19 protein-coding genes and 1 tRNA gene are annotated in these 17,203 nt (G+C 31.6%); 1 reads left to right on the top strand and 19 read right to left on the bottom strand.

Annotation, left to right across the window (positions count from 1 at the left end):
- Positions 1-10 precede the first annotated feature (10 nt).
- From murD to HMPREF2578_RS03380, 12 genes are all read right to left on the bottom strand, one after another.
- On the bottom strand, positions 11-1,357 hold the full coding sequence (gene murD / locus HMPREF2578_RS03435) for a UDP-N-acetylmuramoyl-L-alanine--D-glutamate ligase (protein WP_017174541.1): 1,347 nt from the start codon (positions 1,355-1,357) through the stop codon (positions 11-13).
- A 1-nt stretch (position 1,358) separates the two neighbouring features.
- A complete protein-coding gene (gene mraY / locus HMPREF2578_RS03430) occupies positions 1,359-2,324 on the bottom strand; it encodes a phospho-N-acetylmuramoyl-pentapeptide-transferase (protein WP_017174540.1) in 966 nt (321 codons plus the stop codon).
- 174 nt (positions 2,325-2,498) lie between these two features.
- Entirely contained in the window at positions 2,499-4,745 is a 2,247-nt protein-coding gene (locus HMPREF2578_RS03425) for a penicillin-binding protein (RefSeq protein ID WP_037540980.1), read from the bottom strand.
- Entirely contained in the window at positions 4,726-5,127 is a 402-nt protein-coding gene (gene ftsL / locus HMPREF2578_RS03420; protein ID WP_017174538.1) for a cell division protein FtsL, read from the bottom strand. Before ftsL ends, HMPREF2578_RS03425 begins: the two co-directional genes overlap by 20 nt.
- 13 nt (positions 5,128-5,140) lie before the next feature.
- On the bottom strand, positions 5,141-6,076 hold the full coding sequence (rsmH, locus tag HMPREF2578_RS03415) for a 16S rRNA (cytosine(1402)-N(4))-methyltransferase RsmH (protein WP_017174537.1): 936 nt from the start codon (positions 6,074-6,076) through the stop codon (positions 5,141-5,143).
- A gap of 14 nt (positions 6,077-6,090) precedes the next feature.
- The gene (gene mraZ / locus HMPREF2578_RS03410) at positions 6,091-6,522 is read right to left on the bottom strand and encodes a division/cell wall cluster transcriptional repressor MraZ (protein WP_017174536.1); all 432 of its coding nucleotides are present in this window, start codon (positions 6,520-6,522) and stop codon (positions 6,091-6,093) included.
- Between the two features lie 142 nt (positions 6,523-6,664).
- Complete coding sequence (gene bshC / locus HMPREF2578_RS03405; protein WP_017174535.1) at positions 6,665-8,278, bottom strand: bacillithiol biosynthesis cysteine-adding enzyme BshC; 1,614 nt, start codon at positions 8,276-8,278, stop codon at positions 6,665-6,667.
- Positions 8,279-8,658: 380 nt separating this feature from the next.
- Complete coding sequence (locus HMPREF2578_RS03400) at positions 8,659-9,348, bottom strand: YjjG family noncanonical pyrimidine nucleotidase (RefSeq protein ID WP_002448764.1); 690 nt, start codon at positions 9,346-9,348, stop codon at positions 8,659-8,661.
- Between the two features lie 125 nt (positions 9,349-9,473).
- Complete coding sequence (locus tag HMPREF2578_RS03395) at positions 9,474-9,608, bottom strand: beta-class phenol-soluble modulin (protein ID WP_002488710.1); 135 nt, start codon at positions 9,606-9,608, stop codon at positions 9,474-9,476.
- A gap of 42 nt (positions 9,609-9,650) precedes the next feature.
- A complete protein-coding gene (locus tag HMPREF2578_RS03390; RefSeq protein WP_017174534.1) occupies positions 9,651-9,785 on the bottom strand; it encodes a beta-class phenol-soluble modulin in 135 nt (44 codons plus the stop codon).
- A 34-nt stretch (positions 9,786-9,819) separates the two neighbouring features.
- Complete coding sequence (locus HMPREF2578_RS03385) at positions 9,820-9,954, bottom strand: beta-class phenol-soluble modulin (protein WP_070508280.1); 135 nt, start codon at positions 9,952-9,954, stop codon at positions 9,820-9,822.
- 40 nt (positions 9,955-9,994) lie between these two features.
- Entirely contained in the window at positions 9,995-10,129 is a 135-nt protein-coding gene (locus tag HMPREF2578_RS03380) for a beta-class phenol-soluble modulin (protein ID WP_017174531.1), read from the bottom strand.
- 432 nt (positions 10,130-10,561) lie between these two features.
- Here HMPREF2578_RS03380 and HMPREF2578_RS03375 point away from each other — a divergent pair, with 432 nt between their 5' ends.
- Entirely contained in the window at positions 10,562-11,317 is a 756-nt protein-coding gene (locus tag HMPREF2578_RS03375; RefSeq protein WP_017174530.1) for a hypothetical protein, read from the top strand.
- A gap of 82 nt (positions 11,318-11,399) precedes the next feature.
- On the opposite strand, the gene HMPREF2578_RS03370 is transcribed toward HMPREF2578_RS03375, so the two are convergent.
- The 7 genes from HMPREF2578_RS03370 to HMPREF2578_RS03340 all read right to left on the bottom strand — a co-directional run bounded on the left by HMPREF2578_RS03370 (position 11,400) and on the right by HMPREF2578_RS03340 (position 17,112).
- Positions 11,400-11,473, bottom strand: a tRNA-Arg gene (locus HMPREF2578_RS03370).
- Between the two features lie 223 nt (positions 11,474-11,696).
- Positions 11,697-12,209: a YfcE family phosphodiesterase gene (locus HMPREF2578_RS03365; RefSeq protein ID WP_017175710.1), complete on the bottom strand. Its 513-nt coding sequence runs from the start codon at positions 12,207-12,209 to the stop codon at positions 11,697-11,699.
- Positions 12,209-12,790 (bottom strand): XTP/dITP diphosphatase, encoded by a 582-nt coding sequence (locus HMPREF2578_RS03360; protein WP_017175711.1) that lies wholly within the window; start codon positions 12,788-12,790, stop codon positions 12,209-12,211. Before HMPREF2578_RS03360 ends, HMPREF2578_RS03365 begins: the two co-directional genes overlap by 1 nt.
- 30 nt (positions 12,791-12,820) lie before the next feature.
- A complete protein-coding gene (gene racE, locus HMPREF2578_RS03355) occupies positions 12,821-13,618 on the bottom strand; it encodes a glutamate racemase (protein WP_002450014.1) in 798 nt (265 codons plus the stop codon).
- Between the two features lie 175 nt (positions 13,619-13,793).
- Positions 13,794-14,651, bottom strand: a complete 858-nt coding sequence (gene sdhB, locus HMPREF2578_RS03350) for a succinate dehydrogenase iron-sulfur subunit (protein WP_029376803.1) — start codon at positions 14,649-14,651, stop codon at positions 13,794-13,796.
- Positions 14,651-16,417, bottom strand: coding sequence for a succinate dehydrogenase flavoprotein subunit (sdhA, locus tag HMPREF2578_RS03345; protein WP_048762346.1), 1,767 nt, complete (start codon positions 16,415-16,417; stop codon positions 14,651-14,653). Before sdhA ends, sdhB begins: the two co-directional genes overlap by 1 nt.
- 80 nt (positions 16,418-16,497) lie before the next feature.
- Positions 16,498-17,112 carry a succinate dehydrogenase cytochrome b558 subunit gene (locus tag HMPREF2578_RS03340; RefSeq protein ID WP_017175714.1) on the bottom strand — a complete coding sequence of 205 codons (615 nt, stop codon included), beginning with the start codon at positions 17,110-17,112 and terminating at the stop codon, positions 16,498-16,500.
- Between the last annotated feature and the right edge of the window lie 91 nt (positions 17,113-17,203).

Raw genomic sequence — 17,203 nt, 5'->3', positions numbered from 1 at the left:
CATCCTTTAATTAAGATGGTAGGTATGCACGGAAACTTTCAATAAATCTTTCGCCGCGTTCTTCAAATGTTTTATATTGATCCCAACTTGCACATGCTGGTGAAAGTAAAACAACATCATTAGGTTCAATGACATCTTGAACTTTTTTTACTGCATCTTCTATATCAACTGCCTTGATTACTTCTTTACCTTGACTATTACCTAATTTAGCGAATTTATCTTGAGTTTCACCGAAAACTACCATTACTCTAACATGTTTCATGTAAGGAATTAATTCATCAAATCCATTACCTCGATCTAAACCACCACATAACCAGATAATAGGTTGTTTAAATGAATTTAAAGCAAACTGTGTTGCTAATGTATTGGTTGCTTTAGAGTCATTATAGTATTTATTTGTTCGATTCGTTCCAATATATTGTAATCGATGTTCAATACCTGAGAATGTTGTTAAACTATCTACGATAGCCTTAATTGGTACGCCTGCAAGTATCGCAGCTAAAACAGCAGCTAAAATATTTTCTAAGTTATGTTCTCCTGGTAAAACTAAATCATCAATATTAATAAGGTTAACATCATTATAAACGATATAATTATCTTTAATATAGATGCCATCTACTTCTTGTTGAGTAGAAAAATATAATGTTTTAGCTTTTAAATTTTCAGTTTCAATTAAATGACGTTGATGATAATTACAAATCAAATAATCATCTTCTGTTTGATTTTTGTAAATACGTCGCTTCGCATTTTGATAATTTTCTAATGACTCATGATAATCTAAATGAGCAGAATAGATATTTGTAATGATGGCAATGTGAGGTTTGTAATGTTCAATGCCAAGTAATTGGAATGAAGATAATTCAGTGATTAGATATTCATCAGGTGACGTTTCTTGAGCTACTTTAGAAGCAACATACCCAATATTTCCTGAAAGTCTTCCAGTTAATCTACTTTTTTTAAACATATCTCCAATGAGAGAAGTTGTTGTTGTTTTACCATTTGTACCAGTCACAGCGATAATTGGAGCTTCAGAAATTAAATAACTTAATTCTACTTCAGTTAAAATTTTAAGGCCTCGTTGATATGCTTCATCAATAATTGAAACTGTATAAGGTATACCTGGGTTTTTAACAATAATCGGGTTGCTATCAAGTAATGATAATGGATGACCACCATCAACAATTTTCACACCTAATGTTTCTAAGTCTTTTGCATGGGGATCTTTAGATAAATCTTTCCCATCATTTACAGTTACATTTGCACCTAATTTAACTAATAACTTAGCAGCTTCATAACCACTTTTTGCTAATCCAACTACAAGAACATCTTTATTCTCTAATCCTGTATAATTTAGCATTCTAATGCACTCCTATCCATAATCCAATTAATCCTGAAATTAAGCCCACAAGCCAAAATACTGAAACAACTTTCCATTCACTCCATCCGCTAAGTTCAAAATGATGATGAATTGGTGTCATTTTAAAGATTCTTTTTTTAGTTAATTTATAAGATGATACTTGCAACATTACTGATAATGTTTCGATAACAAATACTAAACCTACAAAAAGTAATGAAAATTCTTGGTTTAACATGATTGAAATTGTAGCAAAAATACCTCCTAATGCTAAGCTTCCTGTATCTCCCATAAATACTTTGGCTGGATTTAAGTTATACGGTAAGAAACCGAGTAATGCAAAAATCATAATAATACAAAAAGTACCAATTGCAGGGGCATTTAACATGAAACTCATAATTGCATACATAGTGAATCCAATAATTGATAAGCCAGTTGCTAATCCATCCAATCCATCAGTTAAATTAACTGCGTTTGAAAACCCAACTTGCCAAAAAACAATAAAAATAACGTACGCAAACGACAATGGAATTCCAAAATTAGTAAATGGAATATTTATACTTGTTGAAAATTCTATTAAATGAAAAACATCGCTTAGAATGAAAAATATAATTGCTATTGCAATTTGAGCTAAAAATTTCTGCTTACTTGTAAGTCCTTGGTTATTTTTTTTAACAACAATAATGTAATCATCAATAAAGCCAATGAGTCCAAATCCTATTGTGACAAAGAGTAATAGAATAATGGGATTGGAATGATCTGTGAAAAATATAGCAATAATAGATGTAATAATAATACTAATTAAAAATGTTAAACCACCCATGGTTGGTGTACCCGTTTTTTTCATATGACTTTGAGGGCCTTCTTCGCGGATACTTTGCCCAAATTTCATTCTTTTAAGTGTCGGTATAAGTACAGGAACTAAAATAAATGTGATAAGTAATGCGATAATCGCAAATATAAAAAGCATGGTAATCTCCTTTATGTATTTTAAATTTATTCGTTTTTCACTTTATTTCCTTTATAATCTTATCAATTTTCAAACTAATTTTATATATATTATGTAAGAAAATGAGATTATAAATAAGGTATACATAATATATGACACCTTATTTATTATCATTTAAAACGACGTCATTTGTTCTTATGAATCGTTTTTATCATTAGACGTTGTATCAGTTGAATTATCTGAAGTGTTATTTGAATCAGATCCACTCGAATCAGTTAAGGATGTACTATCATTAGGATCATCAGTAGATAATTCTATTTCAATTTTATTATTACTTTTGAGTGTTGACCCACTCGCTACAGATTGTTTTGTTACGTATCCACTGCCTTTAGTCGTAACATTGATTCCAGTTAATTCTTGGAAGGCTAGGACATCGTCTGTTGTCCAACCTTTCATATTGGGCATAGTAATATCGCCGTCTGTCACTGCTAACACTTTACTATTCGGTAATAATTTTGTATTAGCTCTAGTAGATTGAGCTTTTATTGTATTACCATTACCAATAATGACAGGTTGTAAATCTTTTCCTTTAAGACTATCTTGTGCCTTTTGACTTGGTTGCCCTACAACATTTGGCACTTTACTATACTGTGCTGATTGAGTCTCATCTTTTTTAGAGCCTACATTTAAATACTTAAGTGTATTTTCCATGATAGGTTTAAAAGCTTTACTTACCCCTAATTCATATGCTTCTTGGTCATTTTTCTGAGCAAGACTCATACCGGCATAAACAATAACTCTTGGATGTTTTTTTGGCGCATCTCCCATAAAGCTTACAAAGTAGGGATTTGCTCCTTTAACGTATCCACTACCATTTTCATTAACGACCTGAGCAGTACCTGTTTTCCCTTCAATATCATAACCATCAATACGATAATTGGAAGCATGACTTTTATCACTATTTACTACTTTATCTAATTCTGTTTCAACTTTATCCGCAGTTTCTGAAGTAATAGGTTTTCCAGCTATTTTCTTTTCACCTTTATAGAATGTTTTCTTTGAAATTGGATTGTCTATACTTTGAACAAACCAAGGTTTTAACATATTTCCTTTATTAAAGAAAGCTGATTGTGCTTGTATCATTTGTACAGGTGTCACTGTAGTCGATTGACCGAATGCTGATGTTTTTTGTTGTAATTCATTTGACCAAGCAATATTTCCTTTTAATTCTCCGTCAAACATGCCATTTGTTGATTTACCAAAACCAAAGCGCTCGTACCAAGATTTCATTTTGTCAGCACCAACTAAATCTTGAAGATGCATCATCAATGTATTAGATGAGTAAGTGAAACCTAATGACATTGGAATTTCTCCCCAACCGGTTTTATTCCAGTCAGAAATTCTTGAACCCATAATATCACGATGACCAGATTCAAATTTTTCTTTAGGATTAAATTTACCTTCTTGAATGGCAGCTGCTAATCCATATGATTTAAATGTTGACCCAGGCTCATAGGCATTTTGATATAAATCATTCGCCCATTTTTTTCCAAAGTCTTTACCCGTTTCGGGGTTGAACGTTGGACGTTGACTATATGCAAGAATTTCTCCTGTTTTCGCATCCATAACCACTGCAAATAAATCTTTTGGTTCATATCGTTTCACCATATCATCAAGGGCCTCTTCGACAAATACTTGTATATTTGAATCAATGGTTAAATGAACGTCATCACCACGTTTTGGCGCTTTTTCATTTTTACTGTTTGGTGCAATATAACCCCAAATGTCATGTATATAAGATAGCGAGCCTTTCTGTCCATTTAGATAACTATTAAAAATCTTTTCTACACCTAATGCACCATTTAATTCCCCGGTATCAGGATTTTTTTGAGCCATACCAATTAAATGAGAAGCAAAATTACCGTTAGGATAGAATCGTTCAGTTTCTGGATATAAGGTGATGCCTGGTAAGTCCATTTTATCGAGTTTAACTTTATCTTGATATGTTAAATTTGTCCCTTTCTGTCCAAATTCAACTTGAAAGGCTTTCTTTTGATTAAGACGCTTTTCAATTTCATCAGGCTTCATATCAATAATTTTTGATAATTGTTTTGCTGTTTTCTTTTTATCTTTAACATACCTTGGTGTATCACCAACTTCTCCAGCATTTTTATCAATAATAGCTACTAATTTATATCGTTGAACATCTTCGGCTAAAATTTTACCGTTTCTATCGTAAATTTTCCCTCTTTCAGGCTGTTCTTGCGTTTTTACGAGATATTTTTCATTAGCGCGCATCACTAAATTTTGTCCATCTGAATGTCCAGTTATCATGATATATGAATATCTTAAAACCAATACAAAAAAGAGCAGTCCGAATAATCCAACAAGGAGGACTGCTCCTAATTTATTTTTTCTAATTTTAATTTTTCGCTTCGCCATTAGTACGCACTACCTTTACATTATCGTTCTTTAGGCTCATACCTTGTTTTTTAGCCTGATCGTAAATGCGCTCATAAGAAGAATTTTTCTTAATTTCAGATTGAATTGCATTGTTTTCATTAGATTGTTGTTCAATCTTTTGATCTAACTCGGCAATTTTATCATTTGTATCGTATGCATCCATTTTTAAAGATAGCATATAGATTGCTAGAACAGCAATTGCTGTGACAAGCGTTATGTATAAAAATTTCTCAAATCGCGTAAGTTGAACAACAACCTTTTTAGTTACTGTTTTCGTCTCAGATTGTGTTTTTGGTTGTTCTTTCGGTATGCTAGTGTGCTGAATGTGTTCATATGGTTCGTAAATTTTTTCTACAGCCATCCTCAATTACTCCTTATTTTAATATTTCAGCAACACGTAATTTTGCACTACGTGCTCTATTATTTTCGTCTAAATCCTCATCTGTAGCAGTAATTGGTTTACGATTTACTCGTTTTAACTTAGGTGTATAAGCTTCAGGAATAATTGGTAACCCTCTAGGCACGTCAGGTCCTTTTTCGTATTCTTGGAAAATTTGCTTGCATAGTCTATCTTCCAGAGAATGGAAAGTAATGACTGAAATCCTACCTTTTACTTTAACATGCTCAATGGCTTGTTCAATTGAATCTTCGAACGCAGATAGTTCATCGTTCACTGCTATTCTTATCGCTTGAAAAATGCGTTTAGCAGGATGACCACCTTTTCTTCGAGCTTTAGCTGGAATACCTTCTTTAATAATATCTACAAGCTCTAATGTTGTTTCAATAGGTTGTTGTTCACGGTGTGCTTCTATTCTTCTCGCTATTTGTTTAGAAAACTTTTCTTCTCCATAACGATAAAAGATTTTAACCAATGCTTCATAAGACCAATCATTAACAACATCATATGCAGTTAATTCTTGCGTTTGATCCATACGCATATCTAACTTTGCATCATGATGATAACTAAATCCTCTTTCAGGTATATCAAGTTGTGGACTTGAAACACCTAAGTCATAGTAAATACCATCTACTTTTTCAATTCCTAAATTTTTCAAAATATCAGTTAATTCTCTAAAGTTATTATGTACAAACGTGACCTTGTGTAAGTGATCTTTTAGTACTTCTTTAGCATTTTCTAAGGCAGTAGTATCTTGATCGATTGCAATCAACCTACCGTCATCGTTTAATTGATTTAATAAATAGAGTGCATGACCGGCTCCACCAAGCGTACAATCTACATATATGCCATCCTCTTTGATGTCTAATTCATCTATTGTTTCTTTTAGCATAACGCTTACATGATGAAACACTATAAATTCCTCCATTAAAAATCAAAATCTATCAAATCTTCGGCAATATCTTCAAAACTTTCTTCTGATTCTTCATAAAATTCATTCCAAGTTCCTCTATCCCAAATCTCTATACGATTTGAGACACCTATTACCGTACATTCTTTTGTTAAATTTGCGTATTTCCTCAAATTTTGAGGAATGTTAATACGCCCTTGCTTATCTAGCTCTACTTCGATAGCTCCAGAGAAGAACATACGCATAAACTTACGTGCGTCTTTTTTTGTCATAGGTAAGGTTTTCATTTTCTCTTCAATCTGTTGCCATTCTTCAAGCGTGTAGCCAAACAAACATTTATCAAGGCCTCGTGTGATAATAAAACGTTCATTTAAGTCATATCTAAACTTAGATGGAATTATCATACGTCCTTTAGCATCTAATTGATGCTCGTATTCTCCCATGAACATTATTACCACCTCACCTTATTAATAATTTACCACATCTCACCACTATCCTCCACTAATTATGTAAAATATCTTAAAATTCTTTAATTTGACATAAAAAGACCCATATTATCTATTTAAATAATATGGGTCTCTCCCTTACAAATTAAGGTTTTATAACTATTTGGTTAAATGTATATTTAAGTGGAGGATAAGTGGAGGGACTGAACGCATCTATCCCAAATTCATTCATCATTTGAAGTGGATTCCAAATTCTTTCTTGTAGACCACCCATTGGATGCAATACATGTTCAATCTCTCTAAAATGTTTCATACTTATATCGTTATCTCTTTCAATGTTAAGTAAATATCGGTTTAATAAATATTCAAATTGTTTATTATGAATGTCATAATTTTTCTTTACTAAATTGATATTGTCATGATTATCATTCACTTCTTTAAGAAGTAATTCGTATATTTTGGCATGATTCTCTTTTAAAGACTCTACTTTTTTAATAAATGTATCTGAGGCTTTGCTACGAACGAAGTTTTCTCTATCCGTTTCTATACCGTTCATAATAACATTTTCAGCATTTAACTTATACTGATTAATTAGCTTTTCTATTCTAATTGGTAAATAAGTGATTTTCATTCTTGGTAAAACAATAGGCATTTCAACATCTAAAATTTTAAATACTTCATTCAATTCAGCCCAGTATTTAATTTCACTTGGTCCTCCAATAAAAGCTACCGTATTAAATAGCCATTCTTCCATTACTGGTCTAGTTACAACATTATTAGAAAAACGAGTTGGTTCTTTTTCAACTAATTTTAACAATTCATCTTTATTATATGTAATATCTGATTTACTCAATTTGAATACATCATCTTTTTTAATAATTAGTTGACGCATACTATCTTCATGAAGGAACAAATGGACATTGGTATCTGTTTCAATCATTTTGTTTAAACCTGATTGCGTAGTTAATTTTTGTGTTTTTCTAAACGCCTGGTTAATTTCATTATGTTTTTGAATAATATTTTTTAATAATGGCTTCTCCAATTCACGAATTTTTTCATATTGAGCATCAATAAATAGTACACCGTAATCTTTAAATACTTCTTGAAGTAACCCTTTAAAAATATCAGTCCAATTATTGTACTTTTCTATAATCTCTAAACATACTTGATAAAGTGCGTTAGTATGTTTCGTTTCTTTTAATTCTTTAAAAAATTGATTAAGTGCTTCAATCATCTGTTCCTTTTCTGGAATATAGCGAGAGACGCTTGTTTCAAGCGGTGTCATTGTATGATATTTTACTTTATGTAATTGAGCGTCTTTTGCATTATAAGCATACGTATGATTTACTTCTTCAAAGTCATGATCTTCACCAGCAATCCAAAAAACAGGTACAACTGTTTGTTGGTATGTTTCAGTTAACTCACGACTTAAATTAACAATTGAAAGAATTTTATGAAACGTATATAAAGGTCCACCAAAAAGACCAGCTTGCTGGCCCCCAATTACCACTTTAGCTCCTTCACTGAGTGCAGTAAGATGAGTCTGTTGAATTTCTGTTATATTCAAATCTGACATATATGATTTAATCACTTGAGCAAGTTGTTGCTCTCTACCATTATTAGGACGATTCATTCTTTGATTAAAACTAGATGGTTTGACTGGATTATATTGATAAAATTTCAATAATGTTTCATCACTGTTTTCTAACTTAGTAATAAATGAATCTTTTTCTTGAAAATTAGTTACTTTACAGTTCATTCCCTTACTCCTTCAATATAACATTACTTATTCAGTATAAAGATTATATCCTTAGATGACAATTTTACGGCTTAAATATTGAAATTCAAATCCATTTTATCAGATTATAAGTAATTAATATGTTATTAAATGAAAATCGTATATTAATGACGATACAATATATATAAAGAATTTAAATGATAATGAAAACATGAGCAAAGTTCAACATCTTTAAATAAATTAAAAAAACTGTTGAATTATTTGAGGAATTTAAAGAAAAAGAAATTAATAATAAAGATTTGCATAAGGGTTCAATATACTAGTATGGTTTCCAAATCATTAAGCTATAAACGCTATTTGCATAAATAAGCCTGAGCCATTTAGCTCAGGTCTGTTATTAATCATTCTTCCACTAAATTAACCAATTCATACAAAGATTGTATTTCATAATCCGGTACAATATCACTGTTATTTTCTTTATTACGATAATTAAACCAACATGTTGTAATACCAGCATTTTTTCCACCTAGTATATCTGATGTAAGAGAATCTCCTACTATTATTGAAGTCTTTCTTTTTTCTTCACCAATTCTCTCAAAGATATAATCAAAAAATTCACTCATAGGTTTTTGATATCCTGTTTCTTCTGATATATATACTCCAGATAAGATATCTTTAAACTCTAATTGAGCAATACGACGTTTTTGAGTATCTGTAACACCATTAGTCACAATAAACAATTCACATTCTTGGCTTAATCGATCAATTGTTTCTAAAGTAGAGTTGAAGAATTTTAATGGTGCTTTAGCTAGTTCGTCTCTAAATAAAACATCGGCTTTTTTACCATCTACGTCTATGCCATACTCTTTAAAATAATTAATAAAACGATGTGTTAATACTTCTTCTTTAGATAGTTCATTTTTTTGAAATGCTTCCCAATGATTTTGATTTACTTTCTTAAAATATTGAAAATCTTCTTCAGTTGGATAATGACCGAAATGATGTGCCATTTGATGAAATGCTCGATCTTCTGCATCAAAAAAGTCCACAATTGTATCATCAAAATCAAGTAAAATAGTATCGTATTTCATTTTTATACTCCTAAATTATAATATGTATATTATTTTAGCAGATTTGTCATGATTCATTAAATAATGCCAAAAAATAAAAACACTTAAGGATTAATCCTTAAGTGTTGAATACTTGCTATTAAGTATTAGAAACCAAATACTTTACCTAATACACTTGCACCACTTGATACAATGTCAACAATACTTGTACCTAATTTTGTCCAATCTTGATTTTGTGCTGCTGTTACAGTATTTGCAATTGCTTCTGCTAATTTAGTCATTTGAATTTCTCCATTCTTTTTTTATTTTTAAATGTTATTACATTAGAATCCTAAGTATTTACCTAGAATGCTTACACCATTTGATACGATATCAACAATGCTTGTACCTAATTTTGTCCAGTCTTGGTTAATTCCTGCGTCTACTGTATTTTTGATTGCATCGAATAATTTTTCCATGTTAATAACCCCTTTATACGTAATTAATAATTAATTAAAATCCGAATACTTTACTTAAGATACCTACACCACTTGATACGATATCAACAATGCTTGTACCTAATTTTGTCCAGTCTTGGTTAATTCCTGCGTCTACTGTATTTTTGATTGCGTCGAATAATTTTTCCATGTTTGTTATCTCCTTTGTACTATTTATAATTATCTTTAAATTAGAAACCTAAATATTTACTAACTAAACCTACACCGTTTTCTACGATACCAACAATACTTGTACCTAATTTTGTCCAATCACCATTAATACCTGCAGTTACTGTATCTTTAATTGCGTTAAATAAACCTTCCATTTCATACACTCCTTAGAAATTAATTGGTAAAATTCTAAAACGATAGGTTACTGTATTGCTTGCTTTGTTTTGTTTAACTATCGTTTTGTTATCTTTACTATAAAGGGTTTATTTAGATAGTTGTGTCATTTTCCGTAACTTATACTTAAATCATCAAAACTGTGCAATTTAAAAATTTATATTTACAGTTAGGAATTCAAATATGTCTATCTCGTCAAAGTTTTTTAGATTATAAAAATAAAATAATTAAAAATATTTAATACATAATTATATGATATAATCCAAAAGTGTATATTTTCATTATATTTATTCTAGTAAATTTAATTAAATGGTTATAAGGTGGTGATATTAAAAGTAATTCCTACGTAAAATGTGAATAAAAGGACTGTGTTATTAATAATTACTAATTGAGTGAACGAACGGAGAATACATATGAAAAAATATTTCATTTTATTATTTAGTAGTTTTTTAATATTAAGTGCATGTGATAATGATTTTTCTTTAACTGGTGATAATAAAAAAGAACAGAATGATACCAACAATAAAAAAGAGAAAGAAGATAAGCATATTTCAAAATCAGATAAGAATTCTATAGAACATAATGACAAAACTATCCAAAATCAAAATACTGAAAATACAAGTAATGAACAGAAGTCAAACGAAGAAAGAGATTCAAAAGATACCATAGAAGATGTTTCATCTCAAAATAATAATCAAATTGATTTCTCTAATATTAAAGATAGAAGTACATTAGAATCAATTATTTATGGAAATTATAGTGAAGAACAAAAGATACAAGCTTACAATAGTGCAGTTGCAAATGGAATTATTCCACAAGGAAATGTAATGGAAGGTCCTGCTAGTGTAGCGTATCAAAGTTCACTTAGAGTTGAAAATGGTCAAGAAAAATCAATTTATGACCGACCAAATGAGTCAGATGTTTCAGTAGATGATGAAAATGCAACTCCGGATCCTAATGCTGAAATCAATGCAGCAGAAACTGAAGATGAGTATTATGATGCACTCAGAAAAAAATATAATGGCGGTCTTTCATCTGGAGAACTTCAAACAAAACATGCAATTGAGCAAGGTTACTACGAAGGTGATGACGCTGAAGAAGTCTATCAAAACATTAAAGAACAAGAAGCTGACATAGCAGCTGGAAAATGGGATAAATATAATAATTAAATTCTTGAAGCAAGTCATCATAGTGAGTTTAAAATAGATAAGCAAAAACCCCGTAACCACAATGGTTAACGGGGTTTATTAGCGTCCTGGGAGGGATTCGAACCCCCGACCGATGGCTTAGAAGGCCATTGCTCTATCCAGCTGAGCTACCAGGACATTATTTTTTAACACAAGTATTATTATATCTAAAGAAATCTTATTTAGCAATAGCTTTAATATAAAAAAAGTTTATATTTTCCACTAATTACGTATAATTGCAACTAATCACATACTTTCTTCGTTGCTATTTAGTTAAACTAAATAGCTAAATGTTTGGTATCAAATTTGAAATTAGCTAGGACTAGACTATCTTGCATTGTAGTCCTAGCCCTTTTAATAGTTAATTAATTTCAAATTCTATTGATTGTATGACTTGATGATCTCTATTTCTAAAATTCAGCGTAGCTTTTTTACTTTCATCCTCTATAAGTAGTTCTGCGTATGTTTCTTCTATATTACTACGCGACTGTGAAATACTACCAGGATTTATAATATGGACGTCGCCTAATTTTTCATATTTAGCTATATGTGTATGCCCATAAAACGCAAATTGACAACCAAGAGATTGTGCTTTTTCAGCCAAACGCATACGTGTTTGATTTACACCATAAAGATGACCGTGGGTGTATAATGCTTTAACACTGTTCTTTTCAATGATGTCTTCATTTGGAAATTCAGGATAAAAGTCACAATTACCTTTTACACGTTGATACAAGCTTAATTCAGTATCATTATATTTAAATTCAGAATCTCCTAAATGTAAGCATATATCTGCGTCTTTATGATAGTCGTATAATTGATACAGAATTCCAGATTCAGTGTGATTATCACTTACAATTAACCATTTAGACATTATTTTTCACGCTCCAAAAATTCATTTAAAGCTTTAATTGCATTTCCACGATGACTCACATCGCTTTTTTCTTCTGTAGTTAATTCAGCCATTGTTTTGTTCTTCTCTGGAAGATAAAAAATAGGATCATATCCGAATCCATGATCACCTTTACGTTCTGTTGTAATTTCTCCTGATACAGTTCCTTTGAACATATGTGTTGGTTCATTTGGCGTACTCATGCTAATGACACATACAAATTGTGCCTTTCTATTTGTCTCACCTTCTAACTTTTTAAGTACTTTATCAATATTTGACTCATCATTTTTCTCAAGACCAGCATAACGTGCAGAATATACACCAGGCTCACCATTTAGAGCATATACTTCTAGACCACTATCATCGGCAATCACTCTTTTATTGAGTGCTTTAGCTGCCGCTTCAGATTTTAATCGTGCATTTTCTTCAAAGGTAGTGCCTGTTTCTTCAACATCAAAGTCCTTTATAATTTCTGAAATGCCAATAACATTATCATTTGGAAAAATAGCTTTAAAATCATTTATTTTACCTTTGTTGTTAGAAGCTATAACAATGTCTGCCACTTAAATCTTCCTTTCACTTCTGTTTTAAATTTAATCTACTTTTATACGTTCAACTTCTACATCTAATTTCAGCCATTGAGAAATGATATGTTTAATATGAACCGTATCACCTGTTGCAAAAAATCGATGTTTTGGATGTTGCGTATAGCTTGCATGTTCATTACTAAACGTAAGTAATGCACTTACTTCACGTGCAGTTTCAAGCCCAGAAGAAATAACTTTTTTATTTCCACCAAAATAATCATTAATAGGTTTATATAATAATGGATAGTGCGTACAGCCTAAAATAACAGTATCGGCATCTGTGTTACGCCAATGTTTTAAAGTCTGATGTATTACAATACTAGTTATTGTAGGGTCATCATAACGCATTTGTTCAACGAGTGGTACGAAACCTGGACATGCTACCCCATATACTTCGACATTTGGGTTTATTCTTTTAATATGATGGCGGTAAGCTTCTGATTTAATCGTGCCCTCAGTACCTAAAATTAAAACTTTTTGATTTTTTGTAGTCATAATAGCGGTTCTAGCACCAGGTTCAATGACTCCAATAACTGGAATTGGTAATAACTGCTGTAAATGTTCTAACGCCACTGCAGTTGCAGTATTACAAGCAATGACTAACATTTTTATATCAAATTCCATCAGTTTATTAGCAAGTTGCGTCGTAAAAGTTTTTACTTCTTCTCCAGGTCTTGGACCGTATGGACACCTTGCGATATCGCCTAAATAATATATTGTCTCATTAGGAAGTTGTCGCATAATTTCTTTAGCTACAGTTAGTCCTCCAACTCCAGAGTCTATGACACCAATGGGTTTATTCATTTACATTCATCCTTATAATACATAATACGTTTATTTTACCATAGACAAACCTAATCATTCATTAATTGATATTTTTGCTCATTTTTATTTTACTCAATAAACATTTATATCCGTATTGAATTCCCCATTAATAAAAACCAGCAAAGTTTTTACTTTGCTGGCAAATATGTCATATTTAATTTACTTGATGATCAGAACCAAAGAATGATTTAAACATATGGAATGATGTTTCACGGTTCATTGCTGCAATTGACGTTGTTAACGGAATACCTTTTGGACATGCATTAACACAGTTTTGAGAATTACCACATTCTTGTAAACCACCTTCACCCATTAAAGCATTCAGCCGTTCATCTTTAGTCATTGAACCAGTTGGATGTAGATCAAATAAACGTACTTGTGAAATAGCTTGTGCACCAATAAATTTATTATTACGTGTTACATTAGGACACACTTCTAAACATACACCGCACGTCATACATTTTGATAATTCATATGCTGTTTGACGTTTCTTTTCTGGAATACGTGGACCTGGTCCTAAATCATACGTACCATCAATTGGAATCCAAGCCTTCATACGTTTTAAGTTATCAAACATTCTTGTACGATCGACTTGTAAATCACGAATGACTGGGAATGTACTCATAGGTTCCAAACGAATCGGCTGTTCTAATTGGTCAACAATTGCTGAACAGGCTTGACGTGCACGACCATTAATAACCATTGAACAAGCACCACATACTTCTTCTAAGCAGTTCATATCCCATACTACTGGCGTTGTTTTTTCTCCTTTACTATTCACAGGGTTGCGTCTTATTTCCATTAAACAAGCAATCACGTTTAAATTCTCTTTATAAGGAATTTCAAATGTTTCTTCATACGATTTTGCTTCTTGGTTATCTTGACGTTTAACAATTAATTTAACTGTTTTTTGCGTGTGTTTTTCTTCTTTATGTGTTGTTTCTTGATTATGTTGTTCATCTGTATGACGTAATTCTTCTGGAGTTTCTTTTACTGATTGATTGTTAGCCATCATTTTTTACCTCCTTTAGATTTACTTGTATAGTCACGTTTACGTGGTGGAATTAAACTGATATCGACAGGTTCATATGTGAATTTAGGTGCTTCATATTCACCTTGATATTCAGCTAAAGTTGTTTTTAACCATTCATCGTCATTACGATCTGGGAATTCTGGTTTATAATGTGCGCCACGAGATTCATTACGGTTATACGCACCAATTGTTATGACACGTGCTAGTTGCAACATGTTCCATAATTGACGTGTAAAGAATACAGCTTGGTTACTCCAAGTTTGTGTATCTTCCATATCAATATTTTGATAACGTTCCATTAACTCAACAATTTTTTTATCCGTTTCTAATAATTTGTCATTTTCACGTACTACTGTAACGTTCGCTGTCATAATTTCGCCTAATTCACGGTGAAGTTTATAAGCATTTTCAGTACCACGTATATTAAGTAATTCGTCGAAACGTTTTTGTTCTTCATCTACACGTTTTTGATAAATACTGTCATCTAACTCAGTATATGATGTTTCGATATTTTCAACGTATTTAATTGCATTTGGACCTGCTACTGTACCGCCGTAAATCGCTGATAATAACGAGTTAGCACCTAAACGGTTACCGCCATGTTGAGAGAAATCACATTCTCCTGCAGCAAATAACCCTTTAATAGTTGTCATTTGATCATAATCTACATATAATCCACCCATTGAATAATGTACTGCTGGGAATATTTTCATAGGTACTTTACGTGGATCATCACCAGTGAATTTTTCATAAATCTCAATAATACCACCTAATTTAACATCTAATTCATGTGGATCTTTATGAGATAAATCAAGATACACCATATTTTCACCATTAATACCTAATTTTTGATTGATACATACATCAAAGATTTCACGTGTTGCAATATCACGTGGTACTAAGTTACCATAATCAGGATACTTTTCTTCTAAGAAGTACCATGGTTTTCCATCTTTATAAGTCCAAATTCGACCACCTTCACCACGTGCTGATTCACTCATTAAACGTAATTTATCATCACCTGGAATTGCCGTAGGATGTATTTGAATAAATTCTCCATTTGCATATTTAGCGCCTTGTTGGTATACGATAGATGCAGCTGATCCAGTATTAATCATTGAATTCGTTGTTTTACCAAAAATAATACCCGGACCACCTGAAGCCATAATAACAGCATCAGAACCGAAAGATTTAATTTCAGAAGTAGTTAAATTTTGAGCAACAATACCCCTTGCTGCATTTTCATCATCTTTAACTAATCCTAAAAATTCCCATCCTTCATACTTAGTAACTAAACCATCAACTTCAAAAGAACGAACTTGTTCATCTAAAGCGTAAAGTAATTGTTGTCCTGTAGTTGCACCAGCATATGCTGTTCTATGATGAAGTGTACCTCCGAAACGTCTAAAGTCTAACAATCCTTCATTTGTTCTATTAAACATAACGCCCATACGATCTAATAAATGGATAATTTTTGGTGCAGCTTCAGTCATTGCTTTGACTGGTGGTTGGTTCGCTAAAAAATCTCCACCGTATACTGTATCGTCAAAATGAATCCATGGTGAATCTCCTTCACCTTTAGTATTTACCGCACCATTAATACCACCTTGGGCACATACAGAGTGCGAACGTTTAACAGGTACAATTGAGAATAAGTCCACATGTGCACCTTGTTCTGCAGCTTTAATTGTTGACATCAGCCCCGCAAGGCCACCTCCGACAACAATAATTTTTTTCTCTGCCATAGAATTGTCACTCCCCTAAAATATATCTGAAACTAACCTATTGATTCCTTTTATAACTATGCTTTTTTTACTTTCATTTTTTATGCAAAAGCTAAAATTGCAGTCACACCTATGTATGACAGAATTAAGAAAATAATTAATGAAACCCATGTGAAAATACGTTGTGATTTTTTAGATTGTAAAAATCCCCAAGTCACTAAGAATGACCAAATACCATTAGAAAAATGGAAAATGACAGCAATAACACAAATAATGTATACGATAACCCAAATTGGATTTTGTAACGTTTGATGCATCATGTCATAACTGATTTCTTTACCAAAGAAAAGTTTTTGTAAACGTGTTTGCCATAGGTGTACAAAGATGAATACGAAAGCAATAATCCCTGTTAACCTTTGTAGCGCAAACATCCAGTTTCTAAATAATGAATAATGGCCGATATTTTCTTTAGCAGTAAAAGCAATATGAATACCATATAGTCCATGATATAAAATTGGAATGTAAATCAAAATAAGTTCAGTTACTAATAAAAATGGTAAAGATTCCATAAAGCCTGCAGCCTTATTAAAAGCCTCAGCTCCTTGAGTCGCTTGGTGGTTAATCATTAAATGAACAATTAAAAACGCACCAATCGGAATAATCCCTAGTAGTGAATGAAGACGTCTAAGATAAAATTCATTTTTAGACTTAGCCAAAAGGAGTCCCCCCTGTTATAAAACATAATAAATTTAAATAGCTTCTTTTTAAGATAGTACTATAAACGCATTTACTATTTTATTTAGTACT

Origin of the sequence: Staphylococcus sp. HMSC072H03, assembly GCF_001809305.1 — a bacterium.
In the GTDB taxonomy this organism is placed as follows: domain Bacteria; phylum Bacillota; class Bacilli; order Staphylococcales; family Staphylococcaceae; genus Staphylococcus; species Staphylococcus hominis.
Note: the sequence above shows the minus strand (reverse complement) of the source record. Positions and strands in the feature narration are given on the sequence as shown.

Excerpts from the sequence above, each read along its gene's own strand:
- HMPREF2578_RS03380 (WP_017174531.1), bottom strand. The coding sequence starts at position 10,129 with ATGGAAGGTTTATTTAACGCAATTAAAGATACAGTAACTGCAGGTATT.
- HMPREF2578_RS03400 (WP_002448764.1), bottom strand. The coding sequence starts at position 9,348 with ATGAAATACGATACTATTTTACTTGATTTTGATGATACAATTGTGGAC.
- mraY (WP_017174540.1), bottom strand. The coding sequence starts at position 2,324 with ATGCTTTTTATATTTGCGATTATCGCATTACTTATCACATTTATTTTA.
- murD (WP_017174541.1), bottom strand. The coding sequence starts at position 1,357 with ATGCTAAATTATACAGGATTAGAGAATAAAGATGTTCTTGTAGTTGGA.
- mraZ (WP_017174536.1), bottom strand. The coding sequence starts at position 6,522 with ATGTTCATGGGAGAATACGAGCATCAATTAGATGCTAAAGGACGTATG.
- HMPREF2578_RS03390 (WP_017174534.1), bottom strand. The coding sequence starts at position 9,785 with ATGGAAAAATTATTCGATGCAATCAAAAATACAGTAGACGCAGGAATT.
- HMPREF2578_RS03375 (WP_017174530.1), top strand. The coding sequence starts at position 10,562 with ATGAAAAAATATTTCATTTTATTATTTAGTAGTTTTTTAATATTAAGT.
- racE (WP_002450014.1), bottom strand. The coding sequence starts at position 13,618 with ATGAATAAACCCATTGGTGTCATAGACTCTGGAGTTGGAGGACTAACT.
- sdhB (WP_029376803.1), bottom strand. The coding sequence starts at position 14,651 with ATGGCTAACAATCAATCAGTAAAAGAAACTCCAGAAGAATTACGTCAT.
- HMPREF2578_RS03365 (WP_017175710.1), bottom strand. The coding sequence starts at position 12,209 with ATGTCTAAATGGTTAATTGTAAGTGATAATCACACTGAATCTGGAATT.
- bshC (WP_017174535.1), bottom strand. The coding sequence starts at position 8,278 with ATGAACTGTAAAGTAACTAATTTTCAAGAAAAAGATTCATTTATTACT.
- HMPREF2578_RS03395 (WP_002488710.1), bottom strand. The coding sequence starts at position 9,608 with ATGACTAAATTAGCAGAAGCAATTGCAAATACTGTAACAGCAGCACAA.
- sdhA (WP_048762346.1), bottom strand. The coding sequence starts at position 16,417 with ATGGCAGAGAAAAAAATTATTGTTGTCGGAGGTGGCCTTGCGGGGCTG.
- ftsL (WP_017174538.1), bottom strand. The coding sequence starts at position 5,127 with ATGGCTGTAGAAAAAATTTACGAACCATATGAACACATTCAGCACACT.
- HMPREF2578_RS03425 (WP_037540980.1), bottom strand. The coding sequence starts at position 4,745 with ATGGCGAAGCGAAAAATTAAAATTAGAAAAAATAAATTAGGAGCAGTC.
- HMPREF2578_RS03385 (WP_070508280.1), bottom strand. The coding sequence starts at position 9,954 with ATGGAAAAATTATTCGACGCAATCAAAAATACAGTAGACGCAGGAATT.